This window comes from Candidatus Eremiobacterota bacterium (genome assembly GCA_031082125.1).
Classification (GTDB): domain Bacteria; phylum Vulcanimicrobiota; class CADAWZ01; order CADAWZ01; family Ess09-12; genus Ess09-12.
Map to the genome: position 1 here is coordinate 157,432 of JAVHLM010000013.1, position 16,809 is coordinate 174,240.

The 16,809-nt window shown below is 55.8% G+C and carries 16 protein-coding genes; 10 read left to right on the top strand and 6 right to left on the bottom strand.

Annotation, left to right across the window (positions count from 1 at the left end; translation table 11 throughout):
- Positions 1–16: 16 nt before the first annotated feature.
- Positions 17–1,540 carry a radical SAM protein gene (locus RDV48_15810; GenBank protein MDQ7824267.1) on the top strand — a complete coding sequence of 508 codons (1,524 nt, stop codon included), beginning with the start codon at positions 17–19 and terminating at the stop codon, positions 1,538–1,540.
- A gap of 91 nt (positions 1,541–1,631) precedes the next feature.
- Positions 1,632–3,458 carry a hypothetical protein gene (locus RDV48_15815; GenBank protein MDQ7824268.1) on the top strand — a complete coding sequence of 609 codons (1,827 nt, stop codon included), beginning with the start codon at positions 1,632–1,634 and terminating at the stop codon, positions 3,456–3,458.
- On the opposite strand, the gene RDV48_15820 is transcribed toward RDV48_15815, so the two are convergent.
- Complete coding sequence (locus RDV48_15820) at positions 3,455–3,895, bottom strand: GtrA family protein (GenBank protein MDQ7824269.1); 441 nt, start codon at positions 3,893–3,895, stop codon at positions 3,455–3,457. The two genes, RDV48_15815 and RDV48_15820, sit on opposite strands and share 4 nt — an antisense overlap.
- Positions 3,896–4,091: 196 nt before the next feature.
- On the opposite strand from RDV48_15820, the gene RDV48_15825 reads away from it, so the two are divergent.
- Genes RDV48_15825 through RDV48_15835 form a run of 3 tightly spaced genes read left to right on the top strand, consistent with a single transcriptional unit; the run spans position 4,092 to position 6,836 of the window.
- Positions 4,092–5,036, top strand: coding sequence for a glycosyltransferase family 2 protein (locus RDV48_15825; protein ID MDQ7824270.1), 945 nt, complete (start codon positions 4,092–4,094; stop codon positions 5,034–5,036).
- Between the two features lie 7 nt (positions 5,037–5,043).
- Positions 5,044–5,802 carry an SDR family oxidoreductase gene (locus RDV48_15830; protein MDQ7824271.1) on the top strand — a complete coding sequence of 253 codons (759 nt, stop codon included), beginning with the start codon at positions 5,044–5,046 and terminating at the stop codon, positions 5,800–5,802.
- Complete coding sequence (locus tag RDV48_15835; GenBank protein ID MDQ7824272.1) at positions 5,802–6,836, top strand: radical SAM/SPASM domain-containing protein; 1,035 nt, start codon at positions 5,802–5,804, stop codon at positions 6,834–6,836. Before RDV48_15830 ends, RDV48_15835 begins: the two co-directional genes overlap by 1 nt.
- A 48-nt stretch (positions 6,837–6,884) precedes the next feature.
- Here RDV48_15835 and RDV48_15840 read toward each other — a convergent pair whose 3' ends face one another.
- Positions 6,885–7,976, bottom strand: a complete 1,092-nt coding sequence (locus tag RDV48_15840) for an N-acetylneuraminate synthase family protein (protein ID MDQ7824273.1) — start codon at positions 7,974–7,976, stop codon at positions 6,885–6,887.
- A 157-nt stretch (positions 7,977–8,133) separates the two neighbouring features.
- Here RDV48_15840 and RDV48_15845 point away from each other — a divergent pair, with 157 nt between their 5' ends.
- Positions 8,134–9,945, top strand: coding sequence for a thiamine pyrophosphate-binding protein (locus RDV48_15845; protein MDQ7824274.1), 1,812 nt, complete (start codon positions 8,134–8,136; stop codon positions 9,943–9,945).
- A 12-nt stretch (positions 9,946–9,957) separates the two neighbouring features.
- On the opposite strand, the gene RDV48_15850 is transcribed toward RDV48_15845, so the two are convergent.
- From RDV48_15850 to RDV48_15865, 4 genes are all read right to left on the bottom strand, one after another.
- Positions 9,958–10,839, bottom strand: a complete 882-nt coding sequence (locus RDV48_15850) for an NAD(P)-dependent oxidoreductase (protein ID MDQ7824275.1) — start codon at positions 10,837–10,839, stop codon at positions 9,958–9,960.
- A gap of 30 nt (positions 10,840–10,869) precedes the next feature.
- Positions 10,870–11,397, bottom strand: coding sequence for a hypothetical protein (locus RDV48_15855; GenBank protein ID MDQ7824276.1), 528 nt, complete (start codon positions 11,395–11,397; stop codon positions 10,870–10,872).
- A gap of 37 nt (positions 11,398–11,434) precedes the next feature.
- Positions 11,435–12,277, bottom strand: a complete 843-nt coding sequence (locus RDV48_15860; GenBank protein MDQ7824277.1) for a hypothetical protein — start codon at positions 12,275–12,277, stop codon at positions 11,435–11,437.
- Between the two features lie 148 nt (positions 12,278–12,425).
- Positions 12,426–13,160, bottom strand: a complete 735-nt coding sequence (locus tag RDV48_15865) for a hypothetical protein (protein ID MDQ7824278.1) — start codon at positions 13,158–13,160, stop codon at positions 12,426–12,428.
- 228 nt (positions 13,161–13,388) lie between these two features.
- Between RDV48_15865 and RDV48_15870 the strand changes: the two genes are divergently transcribed.
- The 4 genes from RDV48_15870 to RDV48_15885 form a co-directional block, all read left to right on the top strand.
- A complete protein-coding gene (locus RDV48_15870) occupies positions 13,389–15,173 on the top strand; it encodes a hypothetical protein (GenBank protein ID MDQ7824279.1) in 1,785 nt (594 codons plus the stop codon).
- Positions 15,170–15,697 (top strand): hypothetical protein, encoded by a 528-nt coding sequence (locus tag RDV48_15875; GenBank protein MDQ7824280.1) that lies wholly within the window; start codon positions 15,170–15,172, stop codon positions 15,695–15,697. The genes RDV48_15870 and RDV48_15875 overlap by 4 nt, the downstream gene beginning before the upstream one ends.
- Before the next feature lie 25 nt (positions 15,698–15,722).
- Entirely contained in the window at positions 15,723–16,142 is a 420-nt protein-coding gene (locus tag RDV48_15880; protein ID MDQ7824281.1) for a hypothetical protein, read from the top strand.
- 273 nt (positions 16,143–16,415) lie between these two features.
- Positions 16,416–16,809: hypothetical protein (locus RDV48_15885; GenBank protein ID MDQ7824282.1), on the top strand; the 394-nt coding region annotated here is incomplete at its 3' end.

The window sequence follows — 16,809 nt, forward strand, 5'->3', positions numbered from 1 at the left end:
TGGAGGGGCGCGACCTATGAAGAACAGCATTGTGTGGCTCTGCAGCTCCATAGGGGTCTCCTTCGGGTACCCGGAGCCGGAGCTTTACAGCATTGCTTCATTTCTCGGCAGGCAGGGCTTTCAGGTTCTCCTTGACCACCTCAGGATCGAGCTGTACCTCAGGCTGAAAGCGCTCTTTGAAGGCCATCCCTCCCTGGGCCTGCAAGCTCCTTCAAGGGGAAAGCTCTCCACGCGCCTTGACTTCGAGAGAGTGAACGGCCTTATGGAGGATTACCTCCATGGATGCCTTTATAAGCTCATTACCGGCAAGGATTTCATCGCGGACTTCCATGCCCGCCGGATGGACCGGGATCTTCTGCAGGCGGTCACGGCGCTGGTGCAGGACGGAGTGCTGGCGTGGAAGAGGGAGGTCCTGGCCGCAGGCCCCTCGATAGTGCTGATAGCCGTCTCACCGCGGAAAGTCCGGGAAGTTCTCAAGCATCATGAGTTCCCTTTTGTAGCAGAGATCAATTTCCCCGCATATCTTTTTAACGAGCTCCACGGCGGAATTTCCTCCCTTTTTCTTCTTTATGCAAATATCTCCGTGGAGAATCTTGCCCTCGAGCTCAGGCAGCCAGGGCGCAGGGTAAATTTTGACATGGCCATCTGCAATGAGCCCTACGGCCCTCTCGAGGCGGTCCTGAAGGCATACCGCGCAGGCAGCGACCTTCCCACCAGCCTTCCGGGCACGCTCTGCCCCTCAAGGGACAATGGAAGCCTTAAAGTGAATCCTCACTGCTACGGGAGCACCATGGAATATGTAGTTCCCGACTATTCTTACCTTTCAAGAAGTCTTTACCGCCAGATCTCGGGAGATTCCCTCCAGGTGATTGTGAACGGCTCGATGGGATGCCCCCTTGCATGCGCTTTCTGTAATGTGGAGCATCTCTACGGCCCTTACCGCCAGCGCAGTGCCGCGGACCTCGTGGAAGAGCTCCTCACATGCTCTTATAATTTCGGCATCAGGAGAGTGAGCTTCAATGACAGGATAATGAACGCCGACCCCGACAGGCTTGAAGAGCTCTGTAACGGCCTCATAGGAGCTGGCTTCAGGGGAACGTGGTTCTGCTATGCCGCGGTGGATATTCCCCTGGAGATGCCGCTGCTGGAAAAGATGTGCAAGGCAGGCTGCAGCGCCATAACTTTCGGGATAGAATCTGGCTCTTCAAGAGTCCTCTCCCTCATGGGGAAGAGTTATGGAAGGGATGATGCGTCCCGGGCGGTGAAAAGAACCTTTGCGGCGGGGATTCCCGTCATCGCTTCCTTTATGACCGATTTCCCCGGTGAGACCGAAGAGGATTTTTTTGAGACCCTCTCTTTCATCGAGGCCCATGCTGGCGAGATCGGGAATATCAGGCTCAACCAGTTTCAGCCTTATGCGGGCTCCCCTGTATTCCGCCGTCACGGCAATTACGGCCTCACCGCTGCCGATCTTGACAGGCCCTTTGAGCCAAGCCCACGGTTTGCAAAGCTCAGGGAATTTGTGGACTCCGGGAGCTGAACTTCGGCACTTTACTCCGCCGTTCCCCTGTGATAAAATAGGAAAAGCTGACCTTACGCGCTGCTGCGCGAGGAAGGTGATGTATCCCCGAGTGAAGTGGCTGAAGCTATCCGGTGCGGCTTATTTCAAGGACCTCCTGGCGGTCCTGTTTTTCACAGGCATGTCGCTTCTTTTCACCTATCCCGGCATTGAATCATTCACCACCGATTTCATCGGCCACGGCAAGGACCTCACCATTACCATCTGGGGGGCATGGTGGTTCAAGTATTCCCTGCAGGCTCTTCACCAGTCCCCCTTTTTCTGCGATTATGTCTTTTATCCTCTCGGGCAGTCTCTTGGGCTCCAGGGCTTTTCCCTGGTGAATGTCTCTTTTTTTTACCTGCTCCAGGATTTTTTCTCACTTTCTGTCTCGTGGAACATCCTGACCATCGTGGATATGACCCTGCCGGCCCTCTCCATGTACTTTCTGGGAGTTTATCTTTTCAATTCCAGGGCGGCGGCGATGTTTTCAGCCATAATCTTCGCATACTGCCCCTGGATGTCGCTCCACGCAACGCAGCATATCTTTGATGTATCGAGCTATTTTACCCTTCCGCTCTTTATCCTTGCCCTGATAAGGCACAGGCGGGAGGGGGGGCGCAGGTGGATTATCTGGGCGGGTTTCGTCTGGAGCCTCTCCCTCTATTGCTGCTTCACCACCCCGGCTTTCCTGGGCCTTATCTTCATGGTATATACTCTTTGGTCTATGGCGCAGCAGAGGGGCTCAGCGAGAAAAATCGCCGGTGATGCCCTTGCCGTGCTCCTGGTATTCCTGGTCTTCTCATCGCCCGTACTCTATAAGGCATTCTCCCAGCTCGCCATAGAAGGCGGCGGCAATGTGCACTGGATCAAGGCCGACGAGTTCTCCTTTGACCCGGGGGCGCTTTTTTTCCCGGGCTCGAACCACTTCCTCGCGGGGGCGTTCGTGAAAAATCCCTTCCAGTCCGCTGAGAACCTCGTGGAGACCACGAGCTTTTTCGGGTACTCGGCCCTTTTTCTCCTCGTGCTCGCCTTCATAAACAGGAAAAAACTTGGGGATTTCCGCTTCTTTTTCTGGTCATTCCTGGTGTTTTCTCTCCTCTCCCTGGGGCCTTCCCTTCATCTCTTCGGATGGACAGGCGAGAGGCTCATGGGAGCCTTTCACCTGGGCGGGGCGAAGATATCCATCCCCCTTCCTTATGCCGCTTTTTATTTTATCCCGCTGCTCTCCCAGCTCAGGTGGCCCGTAAGGCTCCTCATCGTGATGATATTCTCAGCAGCCGTGCTGGCAGCCTGGGCCCTTAATGAGCTCTTGCTGAAAAAAGCATCGACTCCCGGGAAAAGGCTCATCCTGTCACTTCTTTTCTGCTCCCTCATCGCCGTGGAGTTTCTTCCCATACCCTTTCCCACCACTTCCTCCCATGTTCCGCCGGAGCTTTCAATGATCACGAGGGATCGCGAGGACTGCACGGTGCTTTTTGTACCTCTCCAGTTCATGAGCGGCCTCTATAAAGTGGGCTTTCACACGGGCGAGGACATGTATTACCAGATTTATCATCACAAGAGGCTGCTGTCAGGCTACATACCGAGGGTGCCTCTCAAGAAGCTCACTACCTTTGCAAAAACCAGGATCCTCGAGACAATTCTGCTCAACCAGCACCTCGATCAGCCCCAGGTGCCCAGCAATATTCTGGACTACCGGGAAGAGCTCAAAAAGCTCGGTGAGCTTGAGAGGACCGACCATCTTTACCGCAATGAGATAGTCTCCTTCTTTCACCTCAGGTACGTGGTGGTGATGGAGCCCCAGTACCTCAGGCACACGGCGGATTATGTCGAGAGGCTCTTCGGGGAATACAAGGCCGTCGATAAAAGGCACATAAGAATCTACCGGATACCTTAGCCTTGTGGAGGGGGCCCCGGCTCCACGCTGTCATGCTCCCGGAAGCTCCAGTACTTGTTGACAAAATATGAGATGACGGCACAGATAAAGATGCTGATGAGACCTGCCCGGTAGGCGTCAATATGGGCCATCTCGACGAAGAAGGCGGTGATCAGGAGTCCCAGGAAGGCCGAGACCACGTAAAAGGAGGCAAACTTCGCATACTCTGCCGCGAAGGGCCCCTTGGACCTGAAGGTCCAGTATTTGTGCCACAGGAATGCGTGGGTGATGGCCACCACGTTGCTCAGCACTGACGAGGCGAGGTAATGGAGCTTGAAGAAATAAAGGAGCGCCGCGTAGCTTCCATAGCCCACAGCGGTGTTCAGTATGCCTATGGCGGCGTAACGGAGGGCTTCTTTAAGGTTCTTTTCCTGGTTTCTTGCTTTCAGAGTATCCAATTCCCCTTGAGTTCCCTTCCTTCCCATTATAGCTGAAAATCGCTTTTTATCAAGGGCAGGCTGCCTCCCCTGCGGAATATTTAAAGGAACGCCGCGGATCGGCGCCGGTGAAGCAGGAATTGAAAGCACCGCTGATAGAATTTACCAATCGAGGCCCTGTGGCAGTCACTATAATGAATACTCAGGGTTTTACGCCATGAAGCTTATCAGTGTCTTCACCCCCTGTTACAATGAGCAGGACAATGTGGAGTCCATTTACAGGACGGTGAAGGAGATATTCCAGTCAATGCCCCAGTATCGCTATGAGCACGTGTTTATCGACAACGCGTCGCGGGACAGGACCGTCGAGATACTGAAAGATCTGGCCCGCAATGACCGCAGTGTCAAGGTGATAGTCAACACGAGGAATTTCGGCCATATCCGGTCGCCCTACCATGGCCTGCTTCAATGCAGCGGCGATGCAGTCATTTACATGGTCGCCGATTTTCAGGATCCCCCGGAGCTCATGCCCGAATTCCTGAAAAAATGGGAAGAAGGCGCCAGGATAGTCATCGGGGTCAAGGAGAAAAGCAAGGAATCGCCTGTCATGTTTGCCGTAAGGAGGCTTTATTACTCCCTGATCGGCAAGCTGTCAGAAATAGAGCTTATCAAGAATTTTTCAACCTATGCCCTTTATGACAAAGAGGTCCTCGAGGTGCTGAAAAAAATCAACGATCCCTTCCCTTACCTGAGAGGGCTCATCTGCGATCTCGGGTTCTCCAGGGCCGAGGTGAAGTACACGCAGAACAGGAGGGAGAGAGGCATTACCAGCAATAATTTCTATACTCTTTATGACAATGCCATGCTGGGGATCACGAACCATTCCAAGGTGCCTCTCAGGATTGCCACATTCAGCGGGTTTGTGCTCTCCATAGTATGCCTCCTCGCGGGCCTGGGCTACCTGGTGTATAAACTCATCCGCTGGAATGATTTCCAGCTTGGATTGGCACCGATGATAATCGGACTTTTCCTGTTTTCATCAATGCAGCTGTTTTTCACGGGCATTCTCGGCGAGTATATCGGCGCCATCCATACCCAGGTGCTGAAAAGGCCCCTGGTGATAGAAAAGGAACGGATAAATTTCGACTCTGATCCGGAGTAGGTCTCTCATGGAGAATATTTTCAGTGTTTCCGGGAAAGTTGCTCTCATCACGGGAGGGAGGCGTGGCCTCGGGAAAGCCATGGCCCTGGGCCTTGCCCGGGCAGGGGCTTTGGTTGCCGTCGCTGCCCGGAGTGACAATCCAGGCGATCTGGAGAGGGAAATCGGCGATGCCGGGGGCAGGCTCTTTTACCTCCCGGCAGATCTGCTCAAGCCCGATGAGCGCATGGGCCTTGTTGACCGCGTGGCTGCCCATTACGGACGCCTGGACATCCTGGTGAACAACGCGGGCCTGCAGCACCGCGCCCCGGCACTTGATTACCCGCTTGCCCAGTGGCATGATGATTTTGAGCTAATGCTCACGGCAGTGCTTGACCTGTCGCAGCAGGCGGCAAAGGTCATGATACCCCGGGGTGGCGGCAAGATAATCCATATTGCCTCCATAAGCAGCTTCCAGGGGGCGCGGCAGATCGTGGGATATGCCGCGGCGAAGCACGCCCTTGTGGGCCTCACCAAGTGCCTTGCCAATGAGTGGGCATCTTCTCACATAAACGTGAATGCCATCGCGCCGGGCCTCTTTGTTACCGAAATGGCCTCCCACGTAAGCAGCGACCCTAAAAAATCAGCGGAGCTTCTTGGAAGGATACCATCCGGCAGGTTCGGCGAGCCTGAGGACATGATCGGCCCCGTGATATTCCTCGCAAGCGACGCGAGCAGGCATGTCCATGGCCACGTGCTCCTTGTCGATGGCGGATGGATGGGACGGTAATGGATACCTCAAAGGAAGCAAGAAAGATCCAGGCAAAGGACCTGCGCTGCAGGGAGCGGCAGCCTCTCGAGGAGGTCATCCCGCTTCCGGCCCCTTTCGTGGTCTATGTCGAGCCCGCCAATCTCTGCAATTTCAAATGCATCTTCTGCCCCACGGGCGATAGCGAGCTGATAAAGAAAGTCGGGCGTCCCAGCGGTGTGATGTCCATGGAGCTCTTCAGCCGCATCGTGGAGAACCTGAAGGAGTTCGGCGTGAAACTGAAGCTCCTGAGCCTCTACAAGGACGGCGAGCCGCTGGTGAACAGGCATTTTCCCCTGATGGTGCACATGGCGAAAGAGGCAGCCATTGCGGAAAAAATCTGGACCAAGACCAACGGCGCCCTGCTGAACCCCGCCCTCAACGAGGAGATCATCGATGCCGGCCTTGACATGATCTGCATCTCCGTAGAGGCCGTCACCGCCGAGGGCTACAGGAAGGTCTCAGGAGTCGATATTGATTACGATGCCTTCCGTGAGAACATAAGGGATCTTTACCGGCGCCGCGGGAAATGCGAATTGTATATCAAGATTCTTGATTACGGCCTGTCAGAAGAAGAGCTTGACAAATTTTATTCCGATTTTAAGGGAATAGGCGATTTCGTGGGCGTGGAAAAGCCCATGGGCTGGTCATATTCCAGCATCAAGGACTTTACTCTGGGCACCAATCCCGACACGTACGACGGCCTTCCCTTCACCCCCAAGGAAGTCTGCGCTTACCCATTCTACGTGCTGGCCATCAATTTCAACGGCACCGTCTCCCTCTGCGGCAATGACTGGTCCCACAGCACCGTCGTGGGCGACGTCACCAGGGAGTCCCTCAGGGAGATCTGGCACGGCAGGCGCCTCTTCAGGTTCCGCAAGATGATGCTTGAAGGGAGAAGGCATGAGAACCGCGCATGCGGCGACTGCTATTACCTCAAGATAGTGCCTGACAACATCGATGATCACCGCGCCATGATCCTGGAAAAGCTCGAAAAAGCAAGAAGGGAAGAGTAGCACGCAGGCTCCTCTTCCCGGATGATCAGCGGCGCGGCATGTGCCGGCTCAAATCCCCCTGTTATAAATAATCGATTTCAGTGAAGGTGTGCTCGCGTAAGGGCTGTCTATCATGTCAATCATGATGGGCTGATCCTTGGCGCATGGCTTCAGCAGGATCTCTCCCGACATCAGCTCCCTGCATGAGATCTGACCTTTCTGCAGGGGGATCGCAAGGTAGACGTCCTCTTCCATGTTTTCGTAAAGTATCACATAGCCTTCGGGCATGTCCTTCTTCGCATAGACGCCTCTCACCAGGGCGTTCAGGTAGGAGATTTCCTTGTCGGAGTTGACGACTCTCGTGGTGGGGCTCCCGCCGCACATCTCCCTGGCCTTGTGGTACGCCTTGAACCACACATCTATCTGCTCGGCGCTGGAGCAGTACGGCGACATCTTTACACCGTCAAATTCCACATCAATGTGCCTCTCAAAGGTCCTGGCTCCTTTTGCATAGGCTATCATCATGGAAGAGGTCCAGTCAGAGAATTCATGGGTCGAAAAACCAATCGTGTGGTGGGGATAGCGGTTCAGAAGAAAATCTATCTGGTTGAGCTCCAGGTCGCGGTCCTCGGTGGGATAAAGTGAGACACAGTGGTTTATGGCCAGGGGGACGTGCCTGTTCTCGAAGAATGACACGAGGTCATCAAGGTCCTTCAGAGAGGTGCCGCCTGTGGAGGCAATGACAGGCTTCTTGGTCCTGGCGATTTTTTCTATGAGGGGCCAGTCATTGATGTCGGAGCTGGCGACTTTCAGGATGGGGATGCCCAGCTCGGTGCACAGGTCCACAGATTTTTCATCGAAGGGCGTGGCCATGGGAGTGCAGCTGCTTTTCCTTATGGAGTCAACGAGGACGGCATATTCATCCTTGGTGAGCCTTGTGTCAAGGGTCTTCTTGATGTAGCGGATGTCGGTCCTGTCACGGAAATCCTTGTGGATGAAGGCGTCAACATCTCTTATCTGGAGCTTTATCGCCCCCCTCACGTTGTTGAAGCGCACCATCTGGGAGTGCTCCATGATGATTCTCAGGCCCCTGTCAACCTTGCCCAGGTGGTTGTTTGCCATCTCGAGCACGAAGAGATCTTCGAAAATGTCTCTGTTCATTGTTATCCCCCCTGCAGTATTCTCTGGTAAGTAATTATAAGGCCGTCACTTCAGTTCCTGCAAGACGACCGAGATGCCCCGGGAGAAGGAATTAGCGGGCAGCCTCAGGAAAAGAACACAGGTCCATGGAAGAAAAATCTTTTGCGGGGAATCACCCATGATAAAGGTCTCTGACTTCATAGTAAAGCGCCTCACGGAGCATGGGGTGCGTCATGTTTTCATGGTTTCAGGCGGCGGGGCCATGCACCTGAACGATTCGGTTGGCAGGAGCAGCGATATTGAGTATATCTGCAACCACCACGAGCAGGCCTGCGCGATTGCCGCCGAAGGATACGCGAGGGTATCGGGCAGGATTGGCGTGGTAGTGGTGACGAGCGGGCCCGGGGGGACCAATGCCCTCACGGGGGTGATTGGCCAGTGGCTTGACTCGGTGCCGGCCCTCTACCTTTCCGGCCAGGTGAAGCGGGAGACCACCCTGGCCTCCTGCAGGGAGATCGGGTTGCGCCAGCTGGGAGACCAGGAGATAAACATCATTGATATGGTGAGGCCCGTCACCAAGTTCGCCGCCATGGTCATGGAGCCGCAGCAGATAAGGTACCTCCTCGACAAGGCCATTGCTGTCGCCATGGCCGGCCGCCCGGGACCCGTATGGCTCGATATCCCCCTTGATGTCCAGGGAGCCCTCGTTGACGAGGAGTCCCTTGAGGAATATGATCCGGCGGAAGCCGTCCCCCCGGCTGATGAGGCTGCCATAAAAGAAAAGCTCCGTGAGGTTCTTGAAGCCCTGCGGGCATCTCGGCGGCCTGTTCTTCTCGCGGGAAACGGGATCCGCATCGCAGGCGCCCAGAAGATCCTCCATGAGGTGATTGAGGCCCTTAAGATTCCCGTGGTGGTCTCCTTTAACGGGAACGACCTTGTTGCTGCCGATAACCCTTATTTTGCAGGAAAAGTGGGGACCATAGGGGACAGGCCCGGCAACTTCGCCCTCCAGAACTCGGACCTCCTCCTCTCGGTGGGCTCGAGAAACAATATAAGGCAGGTGAGCTATAACTGGAAGTCGTACGCGAGGGCCGCGAAAAAGGTCATTGTGGACATCGACGGGGCTGAGCTCAGAAAGCCCACGGTAATCCCAGACATTGCCGTCCTCTGTGACGCGGGGATATTCCTGTCAGGCCTCCTGGATGCAGCCAGACAGGAGGCATTGCCTGATTACAGGGCCTGGGTGGAATGGTGCAGCCTGAGAAAGAAGAAGTATCCTGTGGTGAATGATGCTCTCGAGAGGCCCGACTCCCCCGTCGATCCTTACTATTTCATTAAAACCCTTACGAAGTGCATGCCTGAAGACTCCGTGATGGTCACGGCCAACGGCACGGCAAGCCTTGTCGGCTTCCAGGCTAGCGCCGTTAAGAAGGGGCAGAGGACCATATGGAACTCGGGCTGCACCTCCATGGGATACGATCTCCCCGCGGCAATCGGCGCTTCCATTGCTCTTGGCAGGGGCGAAGTGGTGTGCCTTGCCGGAGACGGGAGCATCCAGATGAACATCCAGGAACTCGAGACCATCTCCCACTATGGGCTCCCGGTGAAGATTTTCGTCCTCAACAACAGTGGTTATATCTCCATCAAGCAGACCCAGGATGCTTTTTTCGCGGGCCACTATGTTGCATGCAGGCCTTCCTGCGGTGTCACATGCCCCGATATGACAAAGATTGCCTCTTCTTACGGGATAAAGTCCATGGTCCTGGACCGCCATTCCACCATGCCGGAAAAAATAAGGGAGGTCCTGGGATACGGGGGGCCCTGTATCTGTGTCGTCGAGCTGCCTGAAGATTATCTCTTCAGCCCCAAGCTCTCGTCGGAAAAGAAGCCCGATGGAAGAATCGTCTCAAAGCCCCTTGAGGATATGTACCCCTTCCTGCCGAGGGACGAGTTCAGGGAGAACATGCTCATCCCTCTCCAGGATGAATGAATGCCGCGGCGGTCATTTGTCAACCAGCAGCTTGTTCCTGTCTATTGAGTCGCGGTGGGATTCATACCAGGAAAAGAGGCATTTTATGGACTCTTCCGCGGGGCTGAAGGGGAAGGCCCCCAGCTCCCCGAGAAGCCTGGAGTTGTCTCCGCTGTATTCCCGGCCCAGGCCGGTGAGCACTGCCCTTATGGGCAGTTCCTTCCCCGAGACCTGGCACACGATCCTTGCACAGGTTTCAAGGTCAACGGCCTCTCCCGTGCAGACATTATATACCCTGTGCCGCGGATCATGTTCAAGAAACCATGCGATGATTTTCACCAGGTCATCAATGAAAAGATAGTCAAAATAGACATTCTGCTTCATAGTGATGGGAAGGTCATGGAGGGCTTTGCAGCAGGCATTTGAGATGAAGCGGATCTCCCAGTCCTCGTATTTCCCGTAGACGCCGAAAAGCACGAGGTGCACAATCGACAGGGCGCCTTCCAGGTATTTTCGCATGACATACTTTGAGAAGCCGTAGCCATCGGCAGGGACGGAGCTGTCAAAATATTCCTCCTTCATGAGGGGGACCCAGTGAGGCCTGCTGTACTCGGCGCCGGAGCCGAAGTTGATCATTTTCCCGAAGAGGGGAGCGTTCCTCGCAATGTTGAAGAACATCAGCAGGTTGTGTTCCAGGACCTTCGACAGGTCCTTGCGGGAGTTTCTGGAGGCATTCCATGTGGCTGCGTGGATCACCGCGTCAAACTTGTGCTCCGTAAGGTAATCCCTTACCTTCACGCAGTCGAGAAGGTCCAGCTCTTCGCTCGACGGCGCCATGACGGTATGACGTGAGCCGAGCTGCTCACAGAGATTCCTGCCGATAAAGCCTCTTCCCCCGGTGATGAAGATTTTCATGATCTCCTCTTTTCAGTGGCCTATAGTGCGTCAGCGGTTCCGGCCTCCCCCGGCCTGGGTCATAAAGCCCGTTATCTCCTGGGCAGGGATGCCCGTTATTTTCGACACCTTGTCCGCAAAGGCCGCCTGATCCGGTGCCGCTGCGGCCTTTTTTTCATTGAAAGTGGAAAGCAGAAGCTGCTTATCCTGTGCCGAGAGCTTCCTTCCCAGCTTCTCCTCGAGCCTGGTGACAAAGCCTGTTGCGGCGCCTTCCCTTGATTCGCCTACCTTGGGAAGCAGCTCTTTCACCTCCTCCGCCTGGCATCCGAGCTGCCCCGCGACCTGCACCGCGAAGTCGTCCTGGAGGGCTTTCAGTCTCGTGATGAGATCGCGGGAGGCAGCGCCTATCTGCTGGCGCTCACCGGTGGTGAGCGCCCTTCCAAGCCTTGCCTCCAGTTTTTCCAGCAGGGGGAATTTTTTCTGGCCTGCCACCGGTGCCGTTCCCTGGGCTGATACCATGCCGGTGGTGAGAAGGATGGTTAAAGCCGCTAAAATCAATGCCATTCCCTTTGTCTTCATTGCCATTGCTCCTTTCAGCATTTATTCAATGCGGGCTTCAAGAGGGCTCCTTCCGGAACATGGAAAGAGCCTTGTTGATTGCTCCCTTTATTTCTTCAACGCTCTGGGGCAGCTCGTTCCGGAGCAGCTCCCCGCCTTCAGGGCTGAAAAAGAAGACCGCGGGAGATCGTAGAGCTGCAGGATGTGCCGGCAGCTCTGCAGCACCGGCCACGGCGAACAGTATCTCATGCTGCCTGAGAAATGAGGCCAGCCCGGCGTTGAGAGGATTAAGAAGCTGCCGCGATGCCATTTCCATAAGGTCCGGAAGCTCCCCGGGAGTTCCCCGGCTCTCTTCCATCACTGCCACCATGAGCAGGGTGCGGGTGCGTCTCGCTTCCGCGAGCCCTTCCCGGAAGGATTCGAAGTGGAATTTCACTGGCACAGGCGGCTCTGGAGGAGGGGTATGGACCAGAAGGTCCAGGAAGGGGCGCTCATAGGGTTCCCTTTCAATCCCGATGCCTTCGCAGCAAGGATGGAGATCGTCGTGGTGAGCGCTGATTCCCCTTGTGGGGCTCTGAGCGGGATAATCGGCGTTCACACCTCTGGTGAGGGAAGCTCTCTGCGGGGTAGAAGCTTCAATGCCTAATGTGGTCATGGGTGCCTGAGGCCTGCAGTTCTCATGCCACCTGCCATCCTCGAGGAGCCTGCGGAATTCCTGCACCATGGTCCTCAGCTGCTGATCAGTGACATGCTCCAGCAGGGCTCTCTCGGTCTCCGAGAGCACTATGCCAAGGTCATCCACGGCCTTGTATCTCACTCTTATAAGCTGCTCTTCAAAGGCGCTGTTCTCTGCGGCAAGCAGCATGATGCGCTGGATGGCATAAGGCAGCTCTGTGCTCATTGCATTTTCCCCCCATGGACTCCGCTCTTTTAGAGATTCTCCCTTTTTTCCCGTTGCCCTCTGTGTCTCTCCCTCAATGAACTGCAGGAGCGCAGGTCCCTGCGACGGGATAAAAGGAACAGGGGGTGTAAGGCACCGCAGAGGGGTGTTATTTTTCCAGAAGGTGCGAGATCACTGTTTCCACCGTGAAGAATGTCCCGAGGGCTATGCATGCGGGAAGGCCCCCGCCAAGGGAAACAGCGGCGGCAGAGCTTCCGATGCCGATAGTAAGACCACCGGCCAGGGCTTTTTTCACGTCTTTGTTTCTGAAGCCCTCCAGGAATTCCTTTCCGCCTGTTATTATCTCTGCGGCGCCATGGCCTACGCCAAGGGCCGTTCCCGCTGCGGTGGCAAGGGGAGATGAGATTGCCGCCGCGATTGCCGAGCCGGCAATTCCCTGCAAGGCCCCCGACTGCATGGCCAGACGTGCCGCATCTACGGCTACCTCCCCTGAAAGCATCAGATGACCTGCCGATTCGATTCCCGCGAGGAGATCCTTCTTTTCCCTTGCCTCCCGGAGATCCCTCGCTCCCTCTATGGCGAAGTAAATACCTGACGCGATGCTCCCGGCGCCTGCTGCTGCTGCGAGAATTCCCCCCGTGCCGGCGGCTTTGAAGACCTCCCCTGCAATGTGTGCAGCCTCCATGGAATCATGGAGCGCGTGGTGCTTTTCCCTCAGGCGGTCCTCAGGCTTCACTTCCTGAGCGCCTGAAAGCTCTGCGAGGTCCCGGACAGAGGAAGGCGGGGGAGAGGATTCACCCTTCAATTGACGGGCGCCGGCGAGTATGCTGCTCCAGTCTCCCGCGATATGCGGTGTGATGCCGTGGTGAGAGATTCTGTCCATGGCTGCTCCGCTGCAAAAAATAATCCGTGGGAGCCGTCAATGCTCCATGTTCTCTCACCATTATACTTTATCGCCGGACCTCCTGCATAGCAGAATAATGTAAACTTTTCGCCAAGTGAAATGTTGTCCATCTGGTAACTAATTTGTTACATGAGATGGCTTTTGCCGCGCCCCGGGATGAGGTATGATAGAGATGGCTTCATTCGCGGAAATGAAAGGAACAAGGCCATGGTTGACAGGCTGGGAGGACTCCCGGGGAGCGCCGGTGCGGTAAGAGCGCTTAAAGCGCTCCCGGCGCCACCATGCAAGGCTGGCGAGGATAAGGAAGCCCTGTCCGAAGACGGTACAGCCGGGCAGGACAGCTATGTCCCAGTGAGAATAAGGCACCACGACCAGTCAGTGGAAGAGCCCCACGTGGCGGCCATCCCAAGGAAGAGAATCGAATCCATCCTCAATAATGAGCGCTTTCTCGTCTCCGATGGGGAATCGGTGGGATTCACCGCGGAAGAGCGCCGTGCGATCCTGGAGAGCTCCATCCCGCCTTTCAACGCGAAGCTGAATGTGTGCCTCCACGCGGAGAGCGCCGTGAGCCTTTATGAGGGTCTCCTTGGCCGCCACCTCCCGTGGCCCACGGGATTTTTCACCCATTACCTCGGTGAGACACAGCAGGCCCGGGAGCTTATGACCGCTTCACCGGAAGACCAGGAGAAAGCGACGAGATACGAGCAGTTCATCAGTGACCTCTCCCGGTCCAATGAGGCCTATCGGCAGGACGGTACAAGAGTCTTCATCAACATAGCCCCTGCAGGGCACCCTGCCATGCCGACCTTCAACGCGGCAAGACTTGAGATAAGCATGGCGCCCTATCCCTATCGGCAGAACATTATCGAGATGGAGCGCCCCTTCGAGGACCGCGACTCGGTAGCCCACGAGACAGGGCACCTGGTGAATGCGGCGCTGCGCCCCGGCTGGGACGAAGCGAAATACTCCTTTGACAGCGATTTTGAAGTGTGCGCCCTCCGGGAGGTCTTCGGGGATCTCACGGCCCTCTTTACGGCTCTCGGTGATATCGAGACCTGCAGGGAAGTGCTGGATGAGACGGGCGGCGACGTGACAAGGAGCAACAGGGCTTCCCGGATCTCCGAGCGGGGAGGCGACAGCCTCTACTTCCGCTATTTTGACGGCACAGGAACACCCCGTAATGAGCGGTACCTCAGGAACCTGGCAAATGATTTCCGTTATGTCCCCCATGGCGAGGCAGAGCCTTTTTCCATAGGCACAGCTCCCGTGGGCAGCCTCTATGATGACGTGTACAGTTTCTCCCAGGTCTTTTCAGGGGCCGTCTATGACCTCATGACCGCCCTTTATCTGAATTCGGGCGGCGGTGCCGAGGCGCTGAAGAAGTCGGCTCTTAAGGCTGCGGAGCTTTTTTCCAGGGCCGTGGAGATCTCGCCATGGTGGAAGCCCGATTTCTCAACACTGGCCGAATGCATGCTTGAGGCCGATATGATGGATTCGGGGGGGAAGAACCTTGCGCTGATGAAGGAAGTCTTTCAGAAGCGATCCCTCCTTACCGATGAAAGAATCGCCCGGGCCGGGCAGTCCCTTCGGGAGCTCCCTTCGTTGAATATTAAAGAGATTTCCCAGGCACCCCGGGATGCCGCGAAAATCCTTGCCTCACAGGGCATGCTTCCCGGTGATGAGGGCCTCGAGGTGACCCAGCTCTTTCGGCATAGCAATGCAGTGGGCGAGACCTTCATAGCCTGTTCCTTCGAGAAGCCCTTTAAAGGTGCCGTAGATGAAACTCCCCTTGACCTTTCTACCGCCATACTTTCTGACATATGCGATCTCACCCCCGATATCCGCGAGAGAGGAAGCCTTATTCTCAAGTTCGACAAAGAGGGGAAATTGGTATACCGCCGTTCAGAAGGATACCATAAGGCCGATATGGCGCAGCATTACCTGAAAATTGCACGCCATACCCCGGATACATCTCCTGGAGGTACTTCATGAAAAGCATGCCTGTTTTCCTGTGTGCAATAGCGCTGTTAATTATCTGCAGCCCGGCGGGCTTCACCTCTGCCCGGGATGGAGAGCTCAGGCACTTTCCTCTCAATTCCCTCAAGGAGGTAATCACCTCCGAGGGCATTACGCTTGACAGTAATATCTCAAGCGACGGGAAAGGCTCACTTTGCATCAAGGCGGGGAAGCCTTCCGTCATAAGGCTTTTTGAGGTGAAAGGCCTTGCCGTTGACGATGCCACACTTCTCTATGAGGCAAAGGTCCGCACTCATGACCTGAAAGGCCCGGCTTATCTTGAAATGTGGTGCACCTTCCCGGAGAAAGGCGAGTATTTTTCGAGAGGGCTCGATAAGCAGCTTACCGGCACCACGGAATGGACAAAGCTTTCCGCGCCCTTCTTTCTCAAGAAAGGCGAGAAGCCGATCCTTGTGAAGCTTAATCTCGTAGTCGGCGGGAGCGGAACCCTGTGGATTGACGATATCCGCCTGGTAAGACAGCCGCTCCTGAAGCAATAACCATACACAGAAGAGGGGGATTTTTATGATGCAGGGCATTGGAACGCCAGGGGCAGGGGCCCCGATGAGCTTTGACGGAGACTGGCAGAAGCTTTACAGGAACCTCAGCGAGAAGGGCAAGGTCTTCGAAGCCGACGGTAACAGGAATTTCACCGCCAGCAAGAAGGACGGCTACGTGGGCATCTCCCTTGGAGTTGACACGGGCGAGAACATGGATGTCCGCCTGGCGCCATGCTCGAGGAAGTTCATCCCCGCCAACGGGATGGAGGGCACAAGGGTATCAGATGAGGGCGAGGAAAAAAAGGTATATTTCTACAAGGTCGATGCCCCTTACATTCCCGAAGGCGCCGAGGCGACGCTCCGCTTTGAGATCCTCAAGGACGGGGAAAAGGTGGAGGATCGGGAGCTCACGGTGAAGATAAAGGGCGGCGGGGAACAGGGCTGAAAGGAACTGCCTGCGGTGTGAAGCTCAATGAAGACGGCACGATTTCCATCAGCCGCGATATAGGGCCTTACCACGTGGCGCACAAGGTGAAATTCAGATAAGCTTTTTCTCCCCGCTCCTCCCCGTGACCTGTTGTGGCAGATACTCAAAGGTTAAGAATAATTTCATCTCCATGTAACATCGGTGAGTTTTTTTAGAGAATTCTGATATAATCCTGAGAGGGACCTGCGGTATGATAAGGGTGGAAAAAGAAAAGCGAGGAGGGAAAACAAAATGTTCGGATCAATCGGCAAAATATTCTCAAGCATAGAAAGCATCGGGCAGAATCTCGTCGGGAACGTGACCTCAGGTATCGGTGGTATGGTCAGGGAGGCCGGCGGGCAGCTGATGGAGGCCGGTGGAGAGCTGATGTCGCAGATGAATCCCACGGATATTGTGGATATTGATTTCACCCAGATAGGCAGCGAAGAGTCCCAGGGCGGTCCCGGTGGCCCTGGTGGCGGCCCCGGCGGTCCCGGTAACGGTCCCGGCGGCCCCGGCGGCCCTGGTGGCCCTGGTGGCGGTCCCGGTGGTCCCGGCGGCCCTGGTGGTGGTCCCGGCGGCCCTGGTGGTGGTCCCGGTAGCGGCCCCGGCGGTCCCGGTGGTCCCGGTGGCGGCCCTGGTGGTG